Genomic DNA, 18,419 nt, shown 5'->3' with positions numbered 1-18,419 from the left:
TCAGATCCTCTTTTCCCTCTCTGCTGTTTCTTCCTTCAGCAGTTCTTTCAGTTCAGCAGAAATGTCAGATGCCAGCATTCCCCGTTTTCCCTGCTTTTCTGCAGCCATATCTCCGGCAAGCCCATGGAGGAATACTCCACAGCATGCTGCCTGAAAATATTCAAGTGAAGCAGACAGTGCCCCAATGACACCGGCAAGCACATCCCCGCTTCCTGCAGTAGCCATCCCGTCATTTCCTGTCCTGTTCAAATAAACCATCCTTTCATCCGGTGACGCAACAAGTGTTACCGCATCCTTGCCTGCTATCACGCAGCCATACTCCTTTGCCAGCTTCTTTAAATAAAATGCCGGATTTTCTTTGTAGGTATTCATGGAAATGCCTGCAAGACGGATAAATTCCCCTGGATGGGGTGTCAGGATCACCCTGCCCTTCTGATATTTTAACAGCTTTTCCTGCAGAGAGCCTTCCCTTGCGATCAGATTCAGACCATCCGCATCAATAACTGCTCTTTTTTCTCCCTGTTCCAGGATCATTTCCATCAGCAGCTCTGCGTTTTCATCTGTAGAGATCCCGCATCCTGCCACGATCACATCTGCCCATGCTATACTCTGCCTTACTTTTTCTTCCTCAGGTTTATCCTCATAAGCATAGATCATGGCTTCCGGAAGCTCCCTTAAGATCAGATCCCTGTTTTCGGCAGCTGTAATGATCTTCAGCATACCGGCACCACTTCTTAAAATTGTTTTTCCACACAGAAGTGCTGCTCCAGCCATATCCCTGCTTCCCGCTACAAGCAGTATCCTCCCGAAGGTTCCTTTATTGCCAAACGCTGCTCTCTCTGGCAGAATCCCATGTATATCTTCTTCCCTGTATGAAAAAAACGAAGGCTCCTTTCCTGATTTGAAAGACTCTGGGATACCAATATTATGAACCACGGTATGACCACACAGCATTTTCCCCGGATACAGATAGTGTCCTGCTTTTCCATACTGAAGAGCAACAGTAAGCTCAGCCTTCACTGCACACCCCAGTATCTTCCCGGAATCTGCACAGACTCCTGAAGGGATATCCACAGCGATCACTCTGCTTCCCTTTTCACCATAACAGTTGATTGCCCTGACAGCTTCTTCATATATCCCTGTGATCTCTCTTGTCAGCCCTGTTCCAAACAAACAGTCCACTACCATATCATATTCTGCTTTTGCTGATTTGCTATTGACTGTAATACCAAGCTGTTTCAGGATCGAGAGCTGGCTCCCGCACTCCATGCTCAGCTTCTCTGTATTTCCTATCAGGAAAATATCAGCGTGGATCCCCTTTTCTGCCAGCAGCCTTGCAAGTGCAAGTCCATCTCCCCCATTGTTTCCGCAGCCTGCAAATATTGCAATACGGATCGTTTCAGAGAGAAATGCCTCTATCTCAGAGAACACAGAAAGTGCCGCTCTCTCCATCAGTACCATGGCAGGTATCCCACAGTCTTTGATCGCTGTCATGTCACACACTCTCATCTCTTTGGATGTAACAATATACTCCATAAAACCCCCTTCAAAAAGAAATAGAAAGTACGCCAGCGGGCAGACTTTCTATGATTTCTTTTCTTCCTGTTCTTTTATAACAGGCTTAAAATTCTGAAGATCAAATATATCGACTACTTCCGGTCCGAAGACATTATGCATATAAGTATAAATATTCTGGCTGGTTCCCTGCATCTCCTGCCTTCTCACCAGCTTTTCCTTTAATTCTTCTCTCGTAGAATCAATCCATTCTGTGAGAGTTTCAATTTCCTGCCCATTTTTCTTAAGCAGGTCATAGGAAATCTCCATGGTCTTCAGCATCAGCTTACGATTGACCTCATCCAGTTCTCCCGGCAGACTGATCAGAAGATCCTCGCATTCATCAATCTTTCTGTTACATTCTTCTATCAGTGCTTTATGCTCATCCAGCTTCTTTTCAGCCTTCTTATCTGTCCCGTCACATCCGGTCTCAGCCAGTGTAACGATCTCGTCCATCAGTCTTTTTTTCAGTTTTTTCAGCTTCTTCAATTCATTCGCCGCACCGGCCTGCTGTTTTAACAGCTCTGTCTGTTCTGCAGATAGTGTGTGAATCTTCTTCTCTGCCCCTATGCTTACAACCAGCTGGTGCCATTGGTGATCCAATGTCAATGGCGGCAGCTTCCTGCCAGAAAGGGCATGTCTGAATTCTTCGTCTGATTTTGCCACGTTTCCTCACTCCAATCATCAGGCATCATAATGTGTTTCATATCGGTTAATATTATAGGTCAGCTTCATGAGACTGTCTGAAAGGTGTACATTCTCAACCTGTACATCCGGCGGCACATTCAAATCCACATGTGCAAAGTTCCAGATGCCACGGATTCCTTCCTTGACCAGTTCCTCGGCTACTTCTACTGCACAGTTCTTTGGAATGGTAAGCACTGCAATGTCGATCGCATTCTCTCTGACAAAGGACGACAGCTCCCTCATGGGAAGCACTTCCATATCCCGGATCTTCCTGCCATACAGCGCCGGATTATTGTCAAATATCCCCCGAAATAAAAATCCTCTTCTTTCAAAGTTCATGTAATTGGCCAGCGCCTGACCAAGATTTCCGGCACCTATGATGATCAGATTATGCGTCTGATCAAGACCAAGTATCTTACCGATCTCGCCATAGAGATATTCTACCTTGTATCCATAGCCCTGCTGTCCAAAGCCACCGAAATTGTTGAAATCCTGCCGGATCTGGGAAGCAGTCACCTTCATAATATCACTTAATTCCTGACTGGAAACCCGCTCGATCCCCTGGTCCTTCAGTTCACCAAGATACCGGAAATATCTTGGCAGCCGTCCTATGACGGCTTGTGATATTCCTTTATTTTCCACAATACCAGCTCCCATATGATTAATAATTTTATCATAGCTCAATGTTAAAAAAATGTCAATTCTTCCTGCATTGACAGAAAGCCGCCAAAACGCTACACTCTAAGATGATAAAAACAAATACGAAAAGGACATTTTTTTATGATTTTATCCTGTCAGAATCTATCCAAAGCCTTTAATGAAAAACCCATCCTCAAGGATGTTTCCTTCCATATTGAAGAGCACGACAAAGCAGCAATTGTTGGTATCAACGGAGTGGGCAAAACTACTCTGCTGCGTATCATCGTTGGGGAGCTGCCTGCTGATTCCGGTATCGTCACCCTGAAAAAGGAGGCCTCCTTCGGCTATCTGGCGCAGAACCAGAATGTAAACAGTGAAAATACCATTTATGAAGAATTACTCTCTGTCAAAGCACCTGTCATTGCCATGGAAAAACAGCTCCGTGAGATGGAAGAAAAAATGCATACTGTAAACGGCAGTGAGCTGGACAGCCTCATGGAAAACTATGCCAGGCTGAACCATCAGTTCGAACTGGAAAACGGCTATGCCTATCAGAGTGAGATCGGTGGTGTGCTAAAGGGACTTGGCTTTGCCGAAGAGGATTTTGGCAAACAGATTTCCACTCTCTCCGGTGGTCAGAAAACAAGAGTCGCCCTGTCAAAGCTCCTCCTGAAAAAACCGGAGCTGATCATCCTCGATGAGCCAACAAACCATCTCGACCTGAATGCAATTGCCTGGCTTGAAAACTATCTTCTGAATTATAAGGGTGCCGTTCTTACTGTTTCCCATGACCGTTATTTTCTGGATCGTTTTGCCGGCAAGATCATTGAAATTGATCAGACAAAGGCTACTACCTTCCTTGGCAATTACACAGCTTATGCCGCCAAAAAGGAAATTCTGCGTACTGCTGCAAGAAATGCCTATTTGAACCAGCAGCAGGAGATCCGTCATCAGGAGGCAGTCATTGAAAAGCTGAAAAGCTTTAATCGTGAAAAATCCATCAAACGGGCAGAAAGCCGGGAAAAGATGCTGAATAAGATTGAAGTCCTTGAAAAACCAACGGAAACCCGGGCTGATATCCATATGACACTGACTCCCCGCTGTCAGAGTGGAAATGATGTTCTTCATATAGAGCATCTTGCCAAATCCTTCGATGACCTTTCCCTGTTCCAGGATATCAGCATGGATATTAAAAGAGGCGAACACGTAGCCATCATTGGTGATAACGGTACAGGGAAAACCACGATCCTTAAGATCATCAATGACCTTGTTCCTGCCGACAGTGGTACGATCACACTTGGTACAAATGTACATATTGGCTACTACGATCAGGAGCATCATGTCCTGCATCCGGACAAAACGCTTTTTGACGAAATTTCTGATGAGTACCCTTCTCTTACCGGTACCCAGATCCGTAATACACTTGCAGCTTTTCTGTTTACCGGTGATGATGTATTCAAACTGATCCGTGATTTAAGTGGTGGAGAACGAGGTCGCGTTTCCCTGGCTAAGCTCATGCTTTCCGAATCCAACTTCCTGATCCTGGATGAGCCGACAAACCACCTTGATATCGCCTCCAAGGAAATCCTTGAGGATGCGGTAAATGCCTATGAAGGAACTGTCCTGTATGTTTCCCATGACAGATACTTCATTAACCGGACGGCATCCAGGATCCTGGAACTATCTGGCGGCCAGCTTACCGGCTTTCTTGGAAACTATGATTATTATCTGGAAAAGAAAACCGGTGATCTTCCAAACGGAGATCTTGCTGTGAAAAATACTGTTTCCAAAGCCCCTGCCCCGCCCTCCGAGGGCATGCAGGACTGGAAAGCCCAGAAGGAGCAGCAGGCAAAGCAGCGCAAGAAGGAAAATGATATCCGGAAATGTGAAGAAGAAATCGCAAAGCTGGAAGAAAAAGATAAACAGCTTGATAACGAAATGGCACTTCCCGAAAATGCGACCAATGTGGCAAAGCTTCAGGAGCTGACAAAGGAAAAAGAAAGCATCTCTGCAAGACTTGAAGAATTATATGAAAAATGGGAAACGCTGGAGGCCTTATAAGGCTTCCAGCGTTTTTCTGATTTCTTTAATAAAGCTTTCACTGTTCAGAACAGTTACATTTTCAAGGGATGTGATCAGGGCAAGATCCTTTGTCATCTTACCGTCTTCGATCGTCTTTAAGGTTGCCTTTTCCAGCCTGTCCGCAAAGGCGATCAGATCATCAAGGTCATCCAGTTCCCCTCTTTTCCGGAGTGCCCCGGTCCAGGCAAATATCGTTGCCACAGAGTTTGTAGAGGTTTCCTCCCCCTTCAGGTGCTTATAATAATGTCTCTGTACCGTTCCATGTGCTGCCTCATACTCATAAACACCGGCAGGGGATACCAGCACAGAGGTCATCATGGCAAGGGAGCCAAATGCAGAAGAAACCATATCACTCATCACATCACCGTCATAATTCTTGCAGGCCCAGATGAAGCCGCCCTCTGCTTTCATGACTCTGGCTACCGCATCATCGATCAGCGTATAGAAATAGGTGATTCCTGCATCCTTAAACTGCGCTTCAAATTCCTTTTCATATACCTCCTGGAAAATATCCTTAAAGTCATGATCATATTTCTTGGAAATAGTATCCTTAGTTGCAAACCACAGATCCTGCTTCGTTGATAATGCATAGGAGAAGCATGCTCTCGCAAAGCTGGTAATGGATTTATCTGTATTATGGATTCCCTGGATAATACCGCTTCCTGTAAACTGATGGATCAGTTCTCTTGTCTCTGTTCCGTCCTCTGCTGTAAACACCAGCTCTGCTTTTCCAGGTCCCGGCACCTTGATCTCTGTATTTTTATAGACATCACCATAGGCATGACGTGCCAGTGTGATCGGCTTCTTCCAGTTTCTGACACAGGGCTCGATTCCCTTTACTACGATGGGCGCACGGAATACAGTTCCATCAAGGATCGCACGGATCGTACCATTCGGACTCTTCCACATCTCCTTCAGATTATATTCTGTCATTCTGGCTGCATTTGGTGTAATGGTCGCACATTTAACAGCCACACCATACTTTTTCGTAGCCTCCGCACTCTCCACAGTTACCCTGTCATCAGTCTCATTTCTATGTTCCAGCCCAAGATCATAATATTCTGTTTTCAGATCAATATAAGGAATAAGCAGCTCATCCTTGATCATCTTCCAGAGGATCCTGGTCATTTCATCCCCGTCCATTTCCACGAGCGGGGTGGTCATTTTTATCTTCTCAGCCATATGCTCTTTCTCTCCTATTCCTGCTCTTCATTCTTATAAATATCGTACAGGCCATTCTTTACCATGTTATTATAGGCATTATTCATATGCAGGGTTGCCAGTCTTTCTGCTTCATCTGCATTGCCTGCCTTGATAGCCTCCATGATCTGTCTGTGTTCATTATTGGATGCAATTCCTCTTTCCTTCGTGGAAAGCGTCTTCTGTCTGATCCTTGCTACATACTGGTGAAAATCTACAAGCAGTCTTTCCAGCATCTTGGAATTGCAGGCATCATACAGGATATGATGAAACCTGTTATCCAGCTCCGTCATCTGTTCCATATGCCCCTTGGACGCATGGAATGCTGCCAGATATACATTCTCTTCCAGTTCTTCAAGCTGCTCCTCTGTGATATTCTCCGTGGCAAGTCTTGCACACATTCCCTCCAGGGAGGAACGGATCATGTAAATGTCCTTTACATCCTTGGCGGTAATACCTGTCACATAGGCACCCTTATTGGGAATGATCTGGATCAGTCCCTCCAGCTCAAGCTGCCTGAAGGCTTCTCTTACAGGCGTTCTGCTGACTCCCAGCTCTTCCCCTATGGCAACCTCCTTCAGCTCCTCGTGCTCTTCATACTTTCCGCTTAAAATATCCTCCCGGAGCCTGTTAAACACTCTGCCTCTTAAGGAATATTTATCTGTTACTTCTTTTTTTACATCATAACTGCTCATTCTGTTATCATTGCCCTCTAACCGATAGTTGTGTCAAGCCTTTTGCAGGCTATTGCGATCTGCTCGATCAGCTCTGCATCTGTTATGACAGTCACACGGCCTTCTTCATATTGTTTGTCTACCCATTTCTTGACCTCTGCAACGAGTGGGCTTGACTTGTCAAGCTGCTTCTCAGCCTTCAGTTTGAAATAAGTATTGATCCAGTGTGCAATTCCTGCAAGACCGGATGTGTTGCTGACTGCACAGAGTGCCGGACGGTTTAAAAACTTGTCCGTATCAAATATATTATAGATCTCCTCATTTTTCAACAGTCCATCTGCATGAACTCCGGCACGTGTCACATTAAAGTTCTTTCCTACGAAAGGCGTCCTCTCCGGAATATGATAGCCGATCTCCTTTTCATAGTACTCGGCAAGCTCAGTGATCACAGTGGTATCCATACCATTTAAATCTCCCTTTAGCTGGGCATACTCAAATACCATGGCCTCAAGAGGCGTATTACCGGTTCGCTCACCAATACCAAACAGAGATGTATTGACACCGGAGCATCCATACAGCCATGCCGTTGTGGAATTGACCACTGCTTTATAGAAATCATTATGTCCATGCCACTCGATCATTTCATGCGGTACACCTGCATGGGTATGCAGCGCATAAATGATACCCTGTACACTTCTCGGGATAACAGCACCCGGATAATTGACACCATAGCCCATGGTATCGCAGGCTCTTACCTTGATCGGAATCTTATACTCCTCCATCAGCTTCATAAGCTCCAGACAGAATGGCACGACATAACCGTAAATATCCGCTCTTGTGATATCCTCCAGATGGCATCTGACACTGATGCCTTCTTCCAGGCAGTCCCTGACAATGCTTAAATAATGCTCCATTGCCTGGCGTCTTGTCATTTTCAATTTCAGGAAAATATGATAATCAGAACAGCTCACAAGAATACCGGTTTCCTTCATTCCGATCTCTTTGACCAGCTTGAAATCCTCCTTGCTGGCACGGATCCAGCTTGTCACCTCAGGAAACTGATATCCTCTCTCCATACACTTGTATACAGCATCTCTGTCCTTTTTGCTGTAAAGGAAAAACTCGCTGGCACGGATCATACCATTTGGTCCGCCCAGTCTGTGCAGATAGTCATAGATCCTTACAATCTGCTCTGTGGTATAAGGTGCTCTTGACTGCTGTCCATCACGAAAGGTAGTATCTGTGATCCAGATATCCTTAGGCATATTGTGAGGCACGATCCTGTCATTAAAAGGGATCTTAGGTACCTCTGAATAAGGAAACATATTTCTGAATACCTGCGGTTTCTCTACATCATCCAGAATATACATATGCTCTTCTATCTCGAGCAGATTATTCTTGGAATTTAAAAACACCGGTCTGTCTAAAAAAACATTGTTTTCTTCTGCCATCGCACTATCTCCTCCTGAACTATTCCCAAAGTCCATGTATAATTGTATACAATAAAACATCTCATGTCAACAAAGAATTTATCTCTATCATGCCAGCTCCCTGCTTGCTCCACGGCTCATTCAGATCTCTTGCTGTCATTATCAGCTTATGCTTTGCCTGTTCGTTTGTCATCTTCGGATATTTTTGTAAAAGAAGTGCCAGAGCTCCTGACACGATCGGTGTTGCCATGGAAGTTCCACTCTTTTTGGTATAGGCATTCCGATACCGGAACCCTCTTTTTTCAAAGAAAGCATTACAGGAAATAATATCTGTTCCCGGTGCCACAATATCGGGCTTTCTCATATCATAGGGACTTGGTCCCCGGCTGCTGTACTCCTCGCAGAGATCTTCCCTTTCTCCAAAATATCCATCCTCATTGCAGCTTACCGTGATCACCTTTTTACGTGCTCCAATAGGTGAAATGGTCATTGCTCCTGGACCTCCATTTCCGGCTGCACATACCACAATGATCCCCCGGTTCCACACCTCATCTACCAGCAAAAGCAGCTCCCGCATCCGTTCCCCATCTGATGCTTCACCCATACCAATAGAAATATTCAGTATCCTGATCTGAAATTCTTCCTGATTATTCAATATCCACTCCAATGCCCTTGTCATGCTCTGGAGCATGCCGTCTCCACGATAATCCAAAACCTTTCCTACGATCAGTCTGCATCCGGGAGCAATCCCCCGGTATCTTCCCATAGAAGCCCTGCCGCTTCCACAGATACAGCCTGCTACATGAGTACCATGCCCGCTGTCATCATAAAAATCCTTCCGGTCATTGACAAAATCCCGGAACAAAAGCAGCCTGTCATCAAAATCCGGATGTCTGGCTACTCCTGTATCCAGCATAGCTACTGTAATTCTGTCCCTCCCACATTCTGCAAGCAGTTTATCACTAAACCCAAGCTGTTCTCTGACACGAAACATAAAAAAGACTCCCGGCTTTTTAATTATTCTATGCCAGAAGTCTTTCTGATGCGCTTTTATTTCTTTTTATTTCTTTTTTCGTTTCTCGTTTCCCCTGTAGAAAAACAATGCTACAGAAGCAAAAAATAGTCCGGCTGCAAATGCCCATTTGGGATGGGAATAATCACCGGTATCCGGAGTATCATCTTTATTTCCGGAAAGTCCGATCAGTGCACCGCCACCTATCACTTGTCCCTGTCCTACTGCTTTACTGCCATGATACAGCCCATAAGGTGAAAAATGTCTTGCTGTAAACTGGATGTAGTCGCCATCCTCCAGGGAAAGTACCTGGAACTCTGCAGCCTCAAGCTGACCATCCTCATCCAGTGTCACAAGATGAAGATTATCCGTTGAAAGTCCATCCGGTACCGGAAGCTGTATTGTCATATACTGTCTTCCCAGTTTCTTTATGGGGATCTGTCCTGTACTGTCTTTCAGGGAAATATCAAATGCTTTCAGGTCAGAGGGCTGTGCACCTCCATATAATTCTCCATAAGCAGCGGTAATCTTTGCTGCTGCATCATCGGAATCATCAACCGTCAGCAGGTAGCTGTCATCATTTCCCGGCATGGTTGCCATGGTGTCTGCCCCGTCATTTCTGATCTGGCTGCTGTTTATCCGGACACTTACCCCTGTTTCTGTGGTCTGTGCCTGTGGTCCTGTCAGCTCTGCCAGTACATTCTGGTTTTCCTGTCTGACACTCCCCTTCATACCAAAGGTTCCATTCTCCAGTACTGTTCCTGTTAAATCTGTGATCTGGTCACTGACAACTGCCGTCCTGCAGCCGGAAAATACCAGACTTCTGGACTGTGGCATGGAAAGTCTTTCTGCACTGCTTCCAAACGTCATGACAGGCAGCGTTTCTCCTTCAAAGGTTACCGTATCAGTTCCTCCTTTGCTGTCAAAGGCCGCGATTCCGATACTTTCTACAGATGCCGGGATCACGATCTTTGATAACGGACAGTCCTGAAATGCTCCGGCACCGATCTCTTTGCAGTTTTTTCCACCATTTACCGTTTTTAAATTTTTACAGCCCGCAAAAGCGTTTTCACCGATTCCGATCAGGCTGTCCGGCAGATTTACTGCTGTAATGCCCATATGATCCCTGAAGCATTCCGGCACGATCCTTTTTACACCTGCAGGAATATTTACAATACTGTCATTTCCATCATAGGCAAGTAATATCCCATCTCCCACTACCAGATAAGGATAGGACGCCGAAGCTCTCATGGCATTCTGGATCCAGGGTGTCTTCGCAAAGGCATTCCCCTCAATCTGTGTCACACTGTCCGGGATTGAAACCTCCGTCAGACTGTCACAATGATAAAAAGCACCATATCCGATCGTTGTTATGCCATCCGGGAGCTGTATTTCCTTAAGTGCACTTCTTGCAAAGCCAAACTCTCCGATCTCATGGATCCCGTCCTCTATCTCATAAGTATCAATTGTCCCATCCTGATAATAGGCTTTAGAGGCAATCTTATCCCCGACTACTGTATACTTTGGAAAATCTTTTCCTTTTTCTGCATTCTGTGCCAGTAAAGACCCAAGACCTTCTGTATCTCCACTGTTGTTGTCAGTATTTGCCGCATCCTGCAGATTGACCTTCCCATTGTTTCCGGCAACTACATCGGACTGCTTATTATCAATAAATACAACTGCCTTTCCAGCTACAATACTGGATTCCCCAAGCAGCCTTTCACTGTTATAGCTTCCCTGTACCACATGAACCTCAGGAGGCACTGTGGCTGACGGTGATGGTAATGGTGGTGGTGACGCTGATGGCTGCCCATCTGCAGCTTCATCTGTTCCTGTACTCTGTGCATCAGCATTTCCTGTAACTGCATCCGGTGAAACTACCTGGGTATCCCCGGTCTCTTCATATTCTACAGTATCTGCCTGGGCTGCCTTTCTGTCTGCCGCATAGGCCGCCCCATAGGTTCCTGGAACTGTTTCAAACTCCACCTTACTGCAGCCATCAAAGGCTGTATCGTGAATGTTATTGATAGATTCCGGCAGATTGACCTTCGCCAGATTCACACAATCCTGAAACGCATCTGCCTCTATGGTTCTTACCGGAAGAGGAATCGAAACCTCCTGAAGATTCATACAATTGGAAAAGGCATATGCCGGAATATTCGTCAGTGCACTGTCCAGCTTCACATAGGACAGATATGGGTTCCCCCAGAAGGCATATCCCTTGATCTCCTCTACTGTAGATGGAAGAGTAAAAGCCTCCTTCTCATAGCCGGGAAGAAGTGCATAGATGATCTTCTGTTCATCGTCATAAATGACTCCGTTACTGTAGCTTAAATAGGTATTTCCTGCAGAGAGCTCTACACTCTTCAGGCTGCTGCAGCCGGCAAAGGCACCGCTTCCTATCTCCTTCACCTGATCTCCAAGCGACATATTGACAAGCGATGTATCATTACTGAAGGCACCCATACCGATCTCCTGCATGCCATTTCCACATCTCACAGTCCGAAGGCTTCCACAGTCTGCAAAGGCTCTGTAATCAATCTTTTCCACCAGATCTCCAAGATCAATCTGGATCAGATCATCATTCCCAGAGAACGCTTCTTCTCCAATTTCCTTTATCCCATCAGGAACAGACACGGTCTGAGCCGTGCCTGTATATTTTAATAATTTAGTTCCATCTGTCTGAAAGTCAGAAGATACCACCACACTGGCCTGCGCATCTGACACAGGAATCTGAGTGACTGCTATGGCAAGCGCCAGCAGCATGGCACTCAGAAGTTTCGCTATTTTCCTGCTCATAATTTCTCCACTCTTCCAATCAGCCTGCCTTTTTTATATACACCCTGTCCTTCTTGAAGAACAGTACCAGTGAAATACATGCCATACCGATTGCCAGGAACCACTTGGGATGGATCGGGTCACCTGTCTTAGGTGTTGCATCAATCGTACCTGAAGCTGTCAGACTGGCTGTATTTACATAAATCGTATACGGAGAGAAATGGGTTGCTGTAAAGTTAATGCAGGGAACTCCATTTACTGTTGTAAACTTCACGCCAAGACCTTCCAGGCTTCCGTTAGCAACCGCACCGGCCTTGTTATTGCCTGCGTACTGAACCAGTTCATCCGGGATCGGCATGGTAATATTGACAGAAATTCCAGTCGTATCTGCTATCTTGGTCCTTCCGGTTGAATCATAAAGACTGATATCCATCGGGAAATACTGGATCCTGCTGATATCACCATATTCAGCCTGCAGGGCTGCTGTTACAGCATCCGTAGCGCTCTGATCCTCAGTGATCTTGACAACAAAGTTATCCGTTGCTCCTGTTACAGTTGCTCCGGCCAGTCCTGTATTGGATACACCCGGCTTCGTGATCTCTACTACTGTTCCTGAATTATTTCCTGTATTAGCTGTTCCATTGCTGCTGTTGCTGCTTCCGCCATTGCTGCCGGATCCGCCACTACCCGTTGCTGCAGTTCCTTTCCCTGCCTTATAGGTTGCTGTGATCGCAACATTGGCTGCCGGCATCGTAAATGTTGTAGAAGATGCACTGGCATTGGCAAAGCCTACTCCTGCAGTAGATGTTGTCCACTTATCAAAGGTCTGTCCCTCACCCATAAAATATGCGTTGATCGCAACTACTGCCCCGGCTGCATAGCTTCCGCTGCCACTTCCGCCGGATACACTTACGGTATATTTCTTCGTAGAATCTCCTGCTCCTGGACTTGCAGTAGGTGACGGAGATGCGGAGGACTTGGAACCACTTCCGCTGCCGCTTCCACTGTTTTCAGAATCACCTTTCTCATAGGATGCTACTATACTCATATCCTGTGTTACCTTGGAGAAGTTATCCGGTATCCACGCTACAAACTTATAGCCACTCCTTGCTGGCGGCATTGGCGCCGTTGCTGCACCTTCATGGTCTACATACTGTGTACTTATGACCGTCTTACCATCATATGCATAAAAGGTAACCGTATGTCTGTTGGAAGATCCGGAATTATCCGAATACTGGGCGATCAGTGTTACATTTGATGTTACGTTATTATAACCGTCCTTAGGCATCCATCCGGTAAATGTATATCCAGTCCTTGTCGGATCAGCCGGCGGTTCAGCACTCTTTCCGGCTTCAACATCCTTTACTTCTTTCAGGAGTGTCCCATCATAATCCAGGAATTTTACTGTATACAGGTCAGATAAATACTCTACATTAATATTATAATACTGACCATAATCATCTGCAGAAGTACCCTTATAGGTTTTAATCGTATTGGTTGATACATGCTCAAAGGCATCACTTACAATATGTACTTCTTTGCCGGGAATCGTTACTTCAATTCCTGTGTTTTTACCAAAAGCTATTTTGTCTATACGGTTTACTGAATCCGGAAGCCCGACTTCATTCAGCATATCGCAGTCATTAAAGCAGTTCTTAGGAATTATTTTCAGATTTTTGGCATCATCCAGATATACCTTTACGACGTCATCACAGTCTTCAAAGGCTCCATCTTTAATTTCACTGACATTAGAAATAATAGGATCTGTCGATGATGCTACGATAGGACTGCTTCCGGTCTTTCCTCTGGAGGGCAGACACTCTTCTATCGTGTAGGTTCCATCTTCATTCACAGAATATACAATACGGTTCTCTGCTGCAAAATAATCATTTCCTGTAATATCAGTTAATGAATCACATCCCCTGAAGGGCGCTGTGCCAATATCAGTACATGCACTGCCCAATGTAACACTTTGCAGTCTTTCACAGCTGTCAAAGGCATAATCCGGCAGATATTTCACATCTGTCATCGTAACAGACAGAATTCTGTCATTTCCCTTATTTTCTGTTTCATACTGCTTTTCTTCATCACTTCCACTATCATAATCCTTATAATAGCCGCTGAAGAGCCCGGGAATGGAATCATCTGTGCTTCTGGTACACATCTGGTAACTCTTATATCCCTCATCCGAGGAATCAAAATATGTAGTCACATTTCTTGTGTTCTCAGTTGCATCGAAAAATTCAGTTGCATCTATAGAGGTTACTCCAGCAGGAACCACAATATTCAGACAGGAGTTGATCCATTGCAGCTCTTCATCAGTAACAGCTTCAAATTCTCCTCTGGCACTGCTTCCCCGTTCATAATTTTTCTGTATACTATACTTGTTTTCCGGCAATTTATAAAAGGCATTTGGTTTTGCATTTGGTATTGCTGTACTTTGTATTCCGTTTTTTGTACACCATGTATCAAAATCCTTTTCATAATCATCATCAATCCACGGTCCATAATAAACACCTTTGTACACATTTTCCCGGTCTTCCGGTGTAGCTGCAGCTGCCCACTGCTTGGTAAAGTCGTCACGATATCCGTCATAAGCAGTCTGACTGCTTCCATACTTTTCTGTATAATACTTCTCCATTGCAGCACAGTAGTCCGCATTACGCTCATCAAGCTCATTATACTTGGGATAATCCAAGAGCGTTACTTCACCAGACTTATTGTCATACATAACAGTCAGGAAATCCGGTGCCAGACTCTTGTAACATATTCTTTTACCTTGATCATCTATTTTACTGCTGTCTTTATCAGTTGCAAAATCAAATGGCGCATATCCAGGCACAATATCTCCATGGAAGGTCAGTTCATTACTGGTCGTTTTAAATGCATTATTTCCAATTGTAAAGCCATCATATCCAACTGACGGTGTATGGAATGTTACATCGATCAGTTTAGGGCAATCTGCAAAAGCACTGTCCCCTATGCTCTTTACAGAATCTCCTATCTCAACACGTTCCAGCTTACCAAGTCCCTTAAATACTTCTGCATCGATCGTCTGGATAGAATTATCCTCAATCGTAATAGACCTGATTGCATCTCTCAGCTTATCATCTGCAAAACAGCCATTGCTTATTTTGGTAATAGGATAATTTCCGACCTTGCTCGGAATAATGAGATCGATCGGATATGCACTGGTGGTTCTGTCTATCAGCTCGCAGGAGGTCAGTTCACCATTTTCATTTGCCTGCAGCAGATATTTACCATCACTTACTTCATAGCAATTTACTCCATTGGAATCCACGTAGTTGTAGGGTACAAAATTGGAAACCTTAGTAAAGGCATTCCAGGTGGATTTTCTTGGAAATGCAGTTTGTCCGGAAAGATTTGTCTCCGGTCCCTTAACCTGAAAATCAGGATTGATCACATCCAGGAATAACAGATTATAATCTGCTGACGTATCAGTTGCGTTAAAACCGACGAATCCATTGATATTGCTTCCTTTTGCTGGCGAAAAATCAATTTCCCTTAAGCTTGCACAGCTTCGGAACATTCCGGAAGGAACATTCACCTTATTGGAAATTCCAGTACCGTAGTTGCTCGGGAATTTTACAGTTTCAAGATCGGTTCTTCCTGCAAACAGCAAATCTCCCAGCTCACTTTTATTCTTTTCTCCTGTAATGCCATTGGGTAAGGCGATATTTTTAAGTCCCCCTGTCGGTGCACTGGAAAGAGCAAATACACCTTCGCCCAGGTCAATAACACCGGAGGTGTCCATCTGAATACTCTGGATAGCCGGATCATTATAGAATGCATAATCATCGATCGTGCATTCTGTCGTGATCGTATTTAAATTCACTTCATTTAAATTGGAGCAGTTTGCAAATGCGCCATATCCGATCTCTGAAAGCAGGGAAGGAAAGCTTACCTGTGTAATTCCTGTGCCATAAAAGCATTCCGCTCCTATCTTACTTGTATATGACAGGGATACCGTTTTCAGATCAGAACAGTTTTTAAAGGCTCTGTTCCCGATATGCTGTACATTGTTCAGCTCCACATTCTGGATAAAGCTTCCTACAAAAGCCTCATCTCCTACATATTTCAGTGTATCAGGCATATTCAGAGTATTAACGTTCGTAACACCCTTAAATGCATTACTTGCTACACCAAGAACAGGCATCGGTGCCGTTCCAGTTACAAGGAAGCCCAGTTTATCTGTATCTGAAGTAGCCGTATCTGCCTTTACCAGATAAATATCTGCTTCTGTTGCTTCCGGCGTACCATCTTTTGCCGGTACCAGTGCAAAGTCACCATACACACTGATCGCAGGTGTCTGGTCACAATAATACTTATATTTCTCGGCAGGTGAAAAATCATTAGCAGGCACATATTCCAGTTTTGTTGGCTGTGATGGTGCAGGATCATTTAATATGGCAGGCTTTTCCGGTTTGTTCTCTTCTATGGCTCCAGCTTTGTTCCACTCATCAATAGCGTCATTATATGCTTTTTCTGCTTTTGTATACTTCAGGTAATAATCACATTTTTCCATGAAGGTATCGTATTCCTCCTTACGATACTTTTCAATCCACTCCATTTCTTTTGTCTTTTGTCCGCTCGAATTGTAATTCAGGTAATCTGGATCATAGGCAAATGAAGTTTTCTGGCTTCCTGTTCCTGTGTTATAGAAGCTATCGAATTCCGTCTTGTTTACCTTCATATACTCATTGGAGGTATAACTGTCTATATTAATCTCTGATTCCTGAAAGGTATCATTGTAATCAGAAATAATAGCTGCATTCGCATTATTAACCTGTACCACATAATATTTAAACTGCCAGTTCAGGGACCATGTACCGCCATTGTCTCTTACATAGTAGGAAGTATTTGTCGGCTTATTTCCAGGCCCTGACAATGCTGTCTGCATATCATAAGAAATATCATGATTTGCTGAATTATAAGAAATGTTATTTCTGGTATCATTTACAGAATCAGCTTTCAAAGTCTCAGCCTCTATATCCTGCACAGGTATCGCAGCCACTGCTACCGCAGATGCCATAAACAGTGCACCGACTGTTTTCCTTATCCTTCTTCTGAGTCTGAGATTTTTTACCTTTGTTTCCTTTGCTTTTGCCATCAGATTTTTCTCCCTATTCATCTTTGTATCCTTCTATCGATCAAAGACCTTATAAAATCTTTTTTGCCACTACCACAAATCTTCCGTCCTTCTGCGAGTTATCACAGGTAGACAGGGTTAACAGGCTGTCTCCAAAGCCTGCTGTCACTCCCGTATCATATAAGGAAAGCTTCTTCATCTCCTCCATATATGACTGAAACTCTGTTCCGGAATTTGCATTAATAAACTGATAATATTTAAAAACAAGATCATCTTCGTTGTACACCTGGGAACGGAATACATACATTATCTCATAGGTTCCCTTTTCATAGATGGTGTCAAACTGAATTTCTTTATGTTTTTCATAATAGGATTCCTTGGCATATTTCTGAAGCTGTCCAAACATCTGCCCGGACTTCATATGATGCCCGTATATGATCAGGTTCGTGCTTCTTGGATACACACTACAGGAGCAGTCCAGAAAAAGACTGCCGTTTTTGTCATATTCCTGATTAAAATTATGCTCAAGGTAATACTTGTTATCCGATGTCTGCATGACAGGATAATCTATTATTGTATCGTCAATTTTAAGCCATCCGATTAGCTTTTTATTCTTTTCAAATAAGGTTTTATATTCGTCGAGTATCTCAGGCATATCCTCTGATGTCCTGTGTACTGTAACATCATTGCCCATATTTAGCTGGCTCAGTGTCCTGCTTCCTTTTAATTCTGCAAGACTTTCATAATCCATGCCTGTCCTTGTACTCTGAAAATAATAAAAACCAAAATACCCAAAGCAGACCACTGCGATCCCGGAAGCCAGCACTACGATCAGCTTCCGTCTTCTTTCTCTTTTCTTCAGCTCCTTCTGGATCTGTTTCTCCAGATTTTTGTCAAACTGCGCTGAGTGCACAGTCTGATTTTTTTTCTTTTCTGCGGATTTTTCTTTTCTTCCTGCTTTTTTCTCTTTTATGTATTTTCTTTTAGTGCCTGCATTACTGGCGGTGATTCCCTGTGCTTTAAAAGCTTCTATTTTTTCATATATCTCATCATCAAAATCAGTACCAACTACTGTTTCAAACCGGAAGCTCCCACTCTGCAGCTCTGCATATAATTCATATACCTGCTTCGGATTCTCCTGATCCAGTTTCTTTTTGATCTGCTCTATCTTTTTCAGATCCCGCAGCGCTGCTTCATAATCAGCTCTGGTTCTGAAACGTCTGCCGGCTACTGTCAGCATATCTGCCGTCATG

At 44.2% G+C, this 18,419-nt stretch carries 11 protein-coding genes; 1 reads left to right on the top strand and 10 read right to left on the bottom strand.

What is annotated here, in order from left to right; genetic code table 11:
• The 3 genes from WJQ40_RS05775 to WJQ40_RS05765 are packed head-to-tail and all read right to left on the bottom strand — an operon-like array spanning position 1 to position 2,883.
• Entirely contained in the window at positions 1-1,536 is a 1,536-nt protein-coding gene (locus WJQ40_RS05775; protein WP_337538561.1) for an NAD(P)H-hydrate dehydratase, read from the bottom strand.
• 48 nt (positions 1,537-1,584) lie between these two features.
• Positions 1,585-2,220 (bottom strand): hypothetical protein, encoded by a 636-nt coding sequence (locus tag WJQ40_RS05770; RefSeq protein ID WP_118796873.1) that lies wholly within the window; start codon positions 2,218-2,220, stop codon positions 1,585-1,587.
• An 18-nt stretch (positions 2,221-2,238) separates the two neighbouring features.
• Positions 2,239-2,883, bottom strand: a complete 645-nt coding sequence (locus tag WJQ40_RS05765; protein WP_337538558.1) for a redox-sensing transcriptional repressor Rex — start codon at positions 2,881-2,883, stop codon at positions 2,239-2,241.
• 138 nt (positions 2,884-3,021) lie between these two features.
• On the opposite strand from WJQ40_RS05765, the gene WJQ40_RS05760 reads away from it, so the two are divergent.
• Positions 3,022-4,941, top strand: coding sequence for an ABC-F family ATP-binding cassette domain-containing protein (locus WJQ40_RS05760; RefSeq protein WP_337538556.1), 1,920 nt, complete (start codon positions 3,022-3,024; stop codon positions 4,939-4,941).
• Here WJQ40_RS05760 and WJQ40_RS05755 read toward each other — a convergent pair.
• The 7 genes from WJQ40_RS05755 to srtB all read right to left on the bottom strand — a co-directional run bounded on the left by WJQ40_RS05755 (position 4,936) and on the right by srtB (position 18,418).
• Positions 4,936-6,144, bottom strand: coding sequence for an NADP-dependent isocitrate dehydrogenase (locus WJQ40_RS05755; protein WP_337538553.1), 1,209 nt, complete (start codon positions 6,142-6,144; stop codon positions 4,936-4,938). The two genes, WJQ40_RS05760 and WJQ40_RS05755, sit on opposite strands and share 6 nt — an antisense overlap.
• A gap of 14 nt (positions 6,145-6,158) precedes the next feature.
• A complete protein-coding gene (locus WJQ40_RS05750) occupies positions 6,159-6,857 on the bottom strand; it encodes a GntR family transcriptional regulator (protein ID WP_118796870.1) in 699 nt (232 codons plus the stop codon).
• 17 nt (positions 6,858-6,874) lie between these two features.
• Positions 6,875-8,287 carry a 2-isopropylmalate synthase gene (locus WJQ40_RS05745; protein ID WP_262573245.1) on the bottom strand — a complete coding sequence of 471 codons (1,413 nt, stop codon included), beginning with the start codon at positions 8,285-8,287 and terminating at the stop codon, positions 6,875-6,877.
• Between the two features lie 61 nt (positions 8,288-8,348).
• Positions 8,349-9,260 (bottom strand): S8 family peptidase, encoded by a 912-nt coding sequence (locus WJQ40_RS05740; protein WP_337538548.1) that lies wholly within the window; start codon positions 9,258-9,260, stop codon positions 8,349-8,351.
• A 66-nt stretch (positions 9,261-9,326) separates the two neighbouring features.
• Positions 9,327-12,077: a leucine-rich repeat protein gene (locus tag WJQ40_RS05735; RefSeq protein WP_337538546.1), complete on the bottom strand. Its 2,751-nt coding sequence runs from the start codon at positions 12,075-12,077 to the stop codon at positions 9,327-9,329.
• A gap of 19 nt (positions 12,078-12,096) precedes the next feature.
• Complete coding sequence (locus WJQ40_RS05730; protein ID WP_337538544.1) at positions 12,097-17,187, bottom strand: leucine-rich repeat protein; 5,091 nt, start codon at positions 17,185-17,187, stop codon at positions 12,097-12,099.
• Between the two features lie 49 nt (positions 17,188-17,236).
• On the bottom strand, positions 17,237-18,418 hold the full coding sequence (gene srtB, locus WJQ40_RS05725; protein WP_337538541.1) for a class B sortase: 1,182 nt from the start codon (positions 18,416-18,418) through the stop codon (positions 17,237-17,239).
• Position 18,419: the final 1 nt, after the last annotated feature.

It is taken from the genome of Suilimivivens sp., assembly GCF_037359455.1.
GTDB lineage: Bacteria > Bacillota > Clostridia > Lachnospirales > Lachnospiraceae > Suilimivivens > Suilimivivens aceti.
Note: the sequence above shows the minus strand (reverse complement) of the source record. Positions and strands in the feature narration are given on the sequence as shown.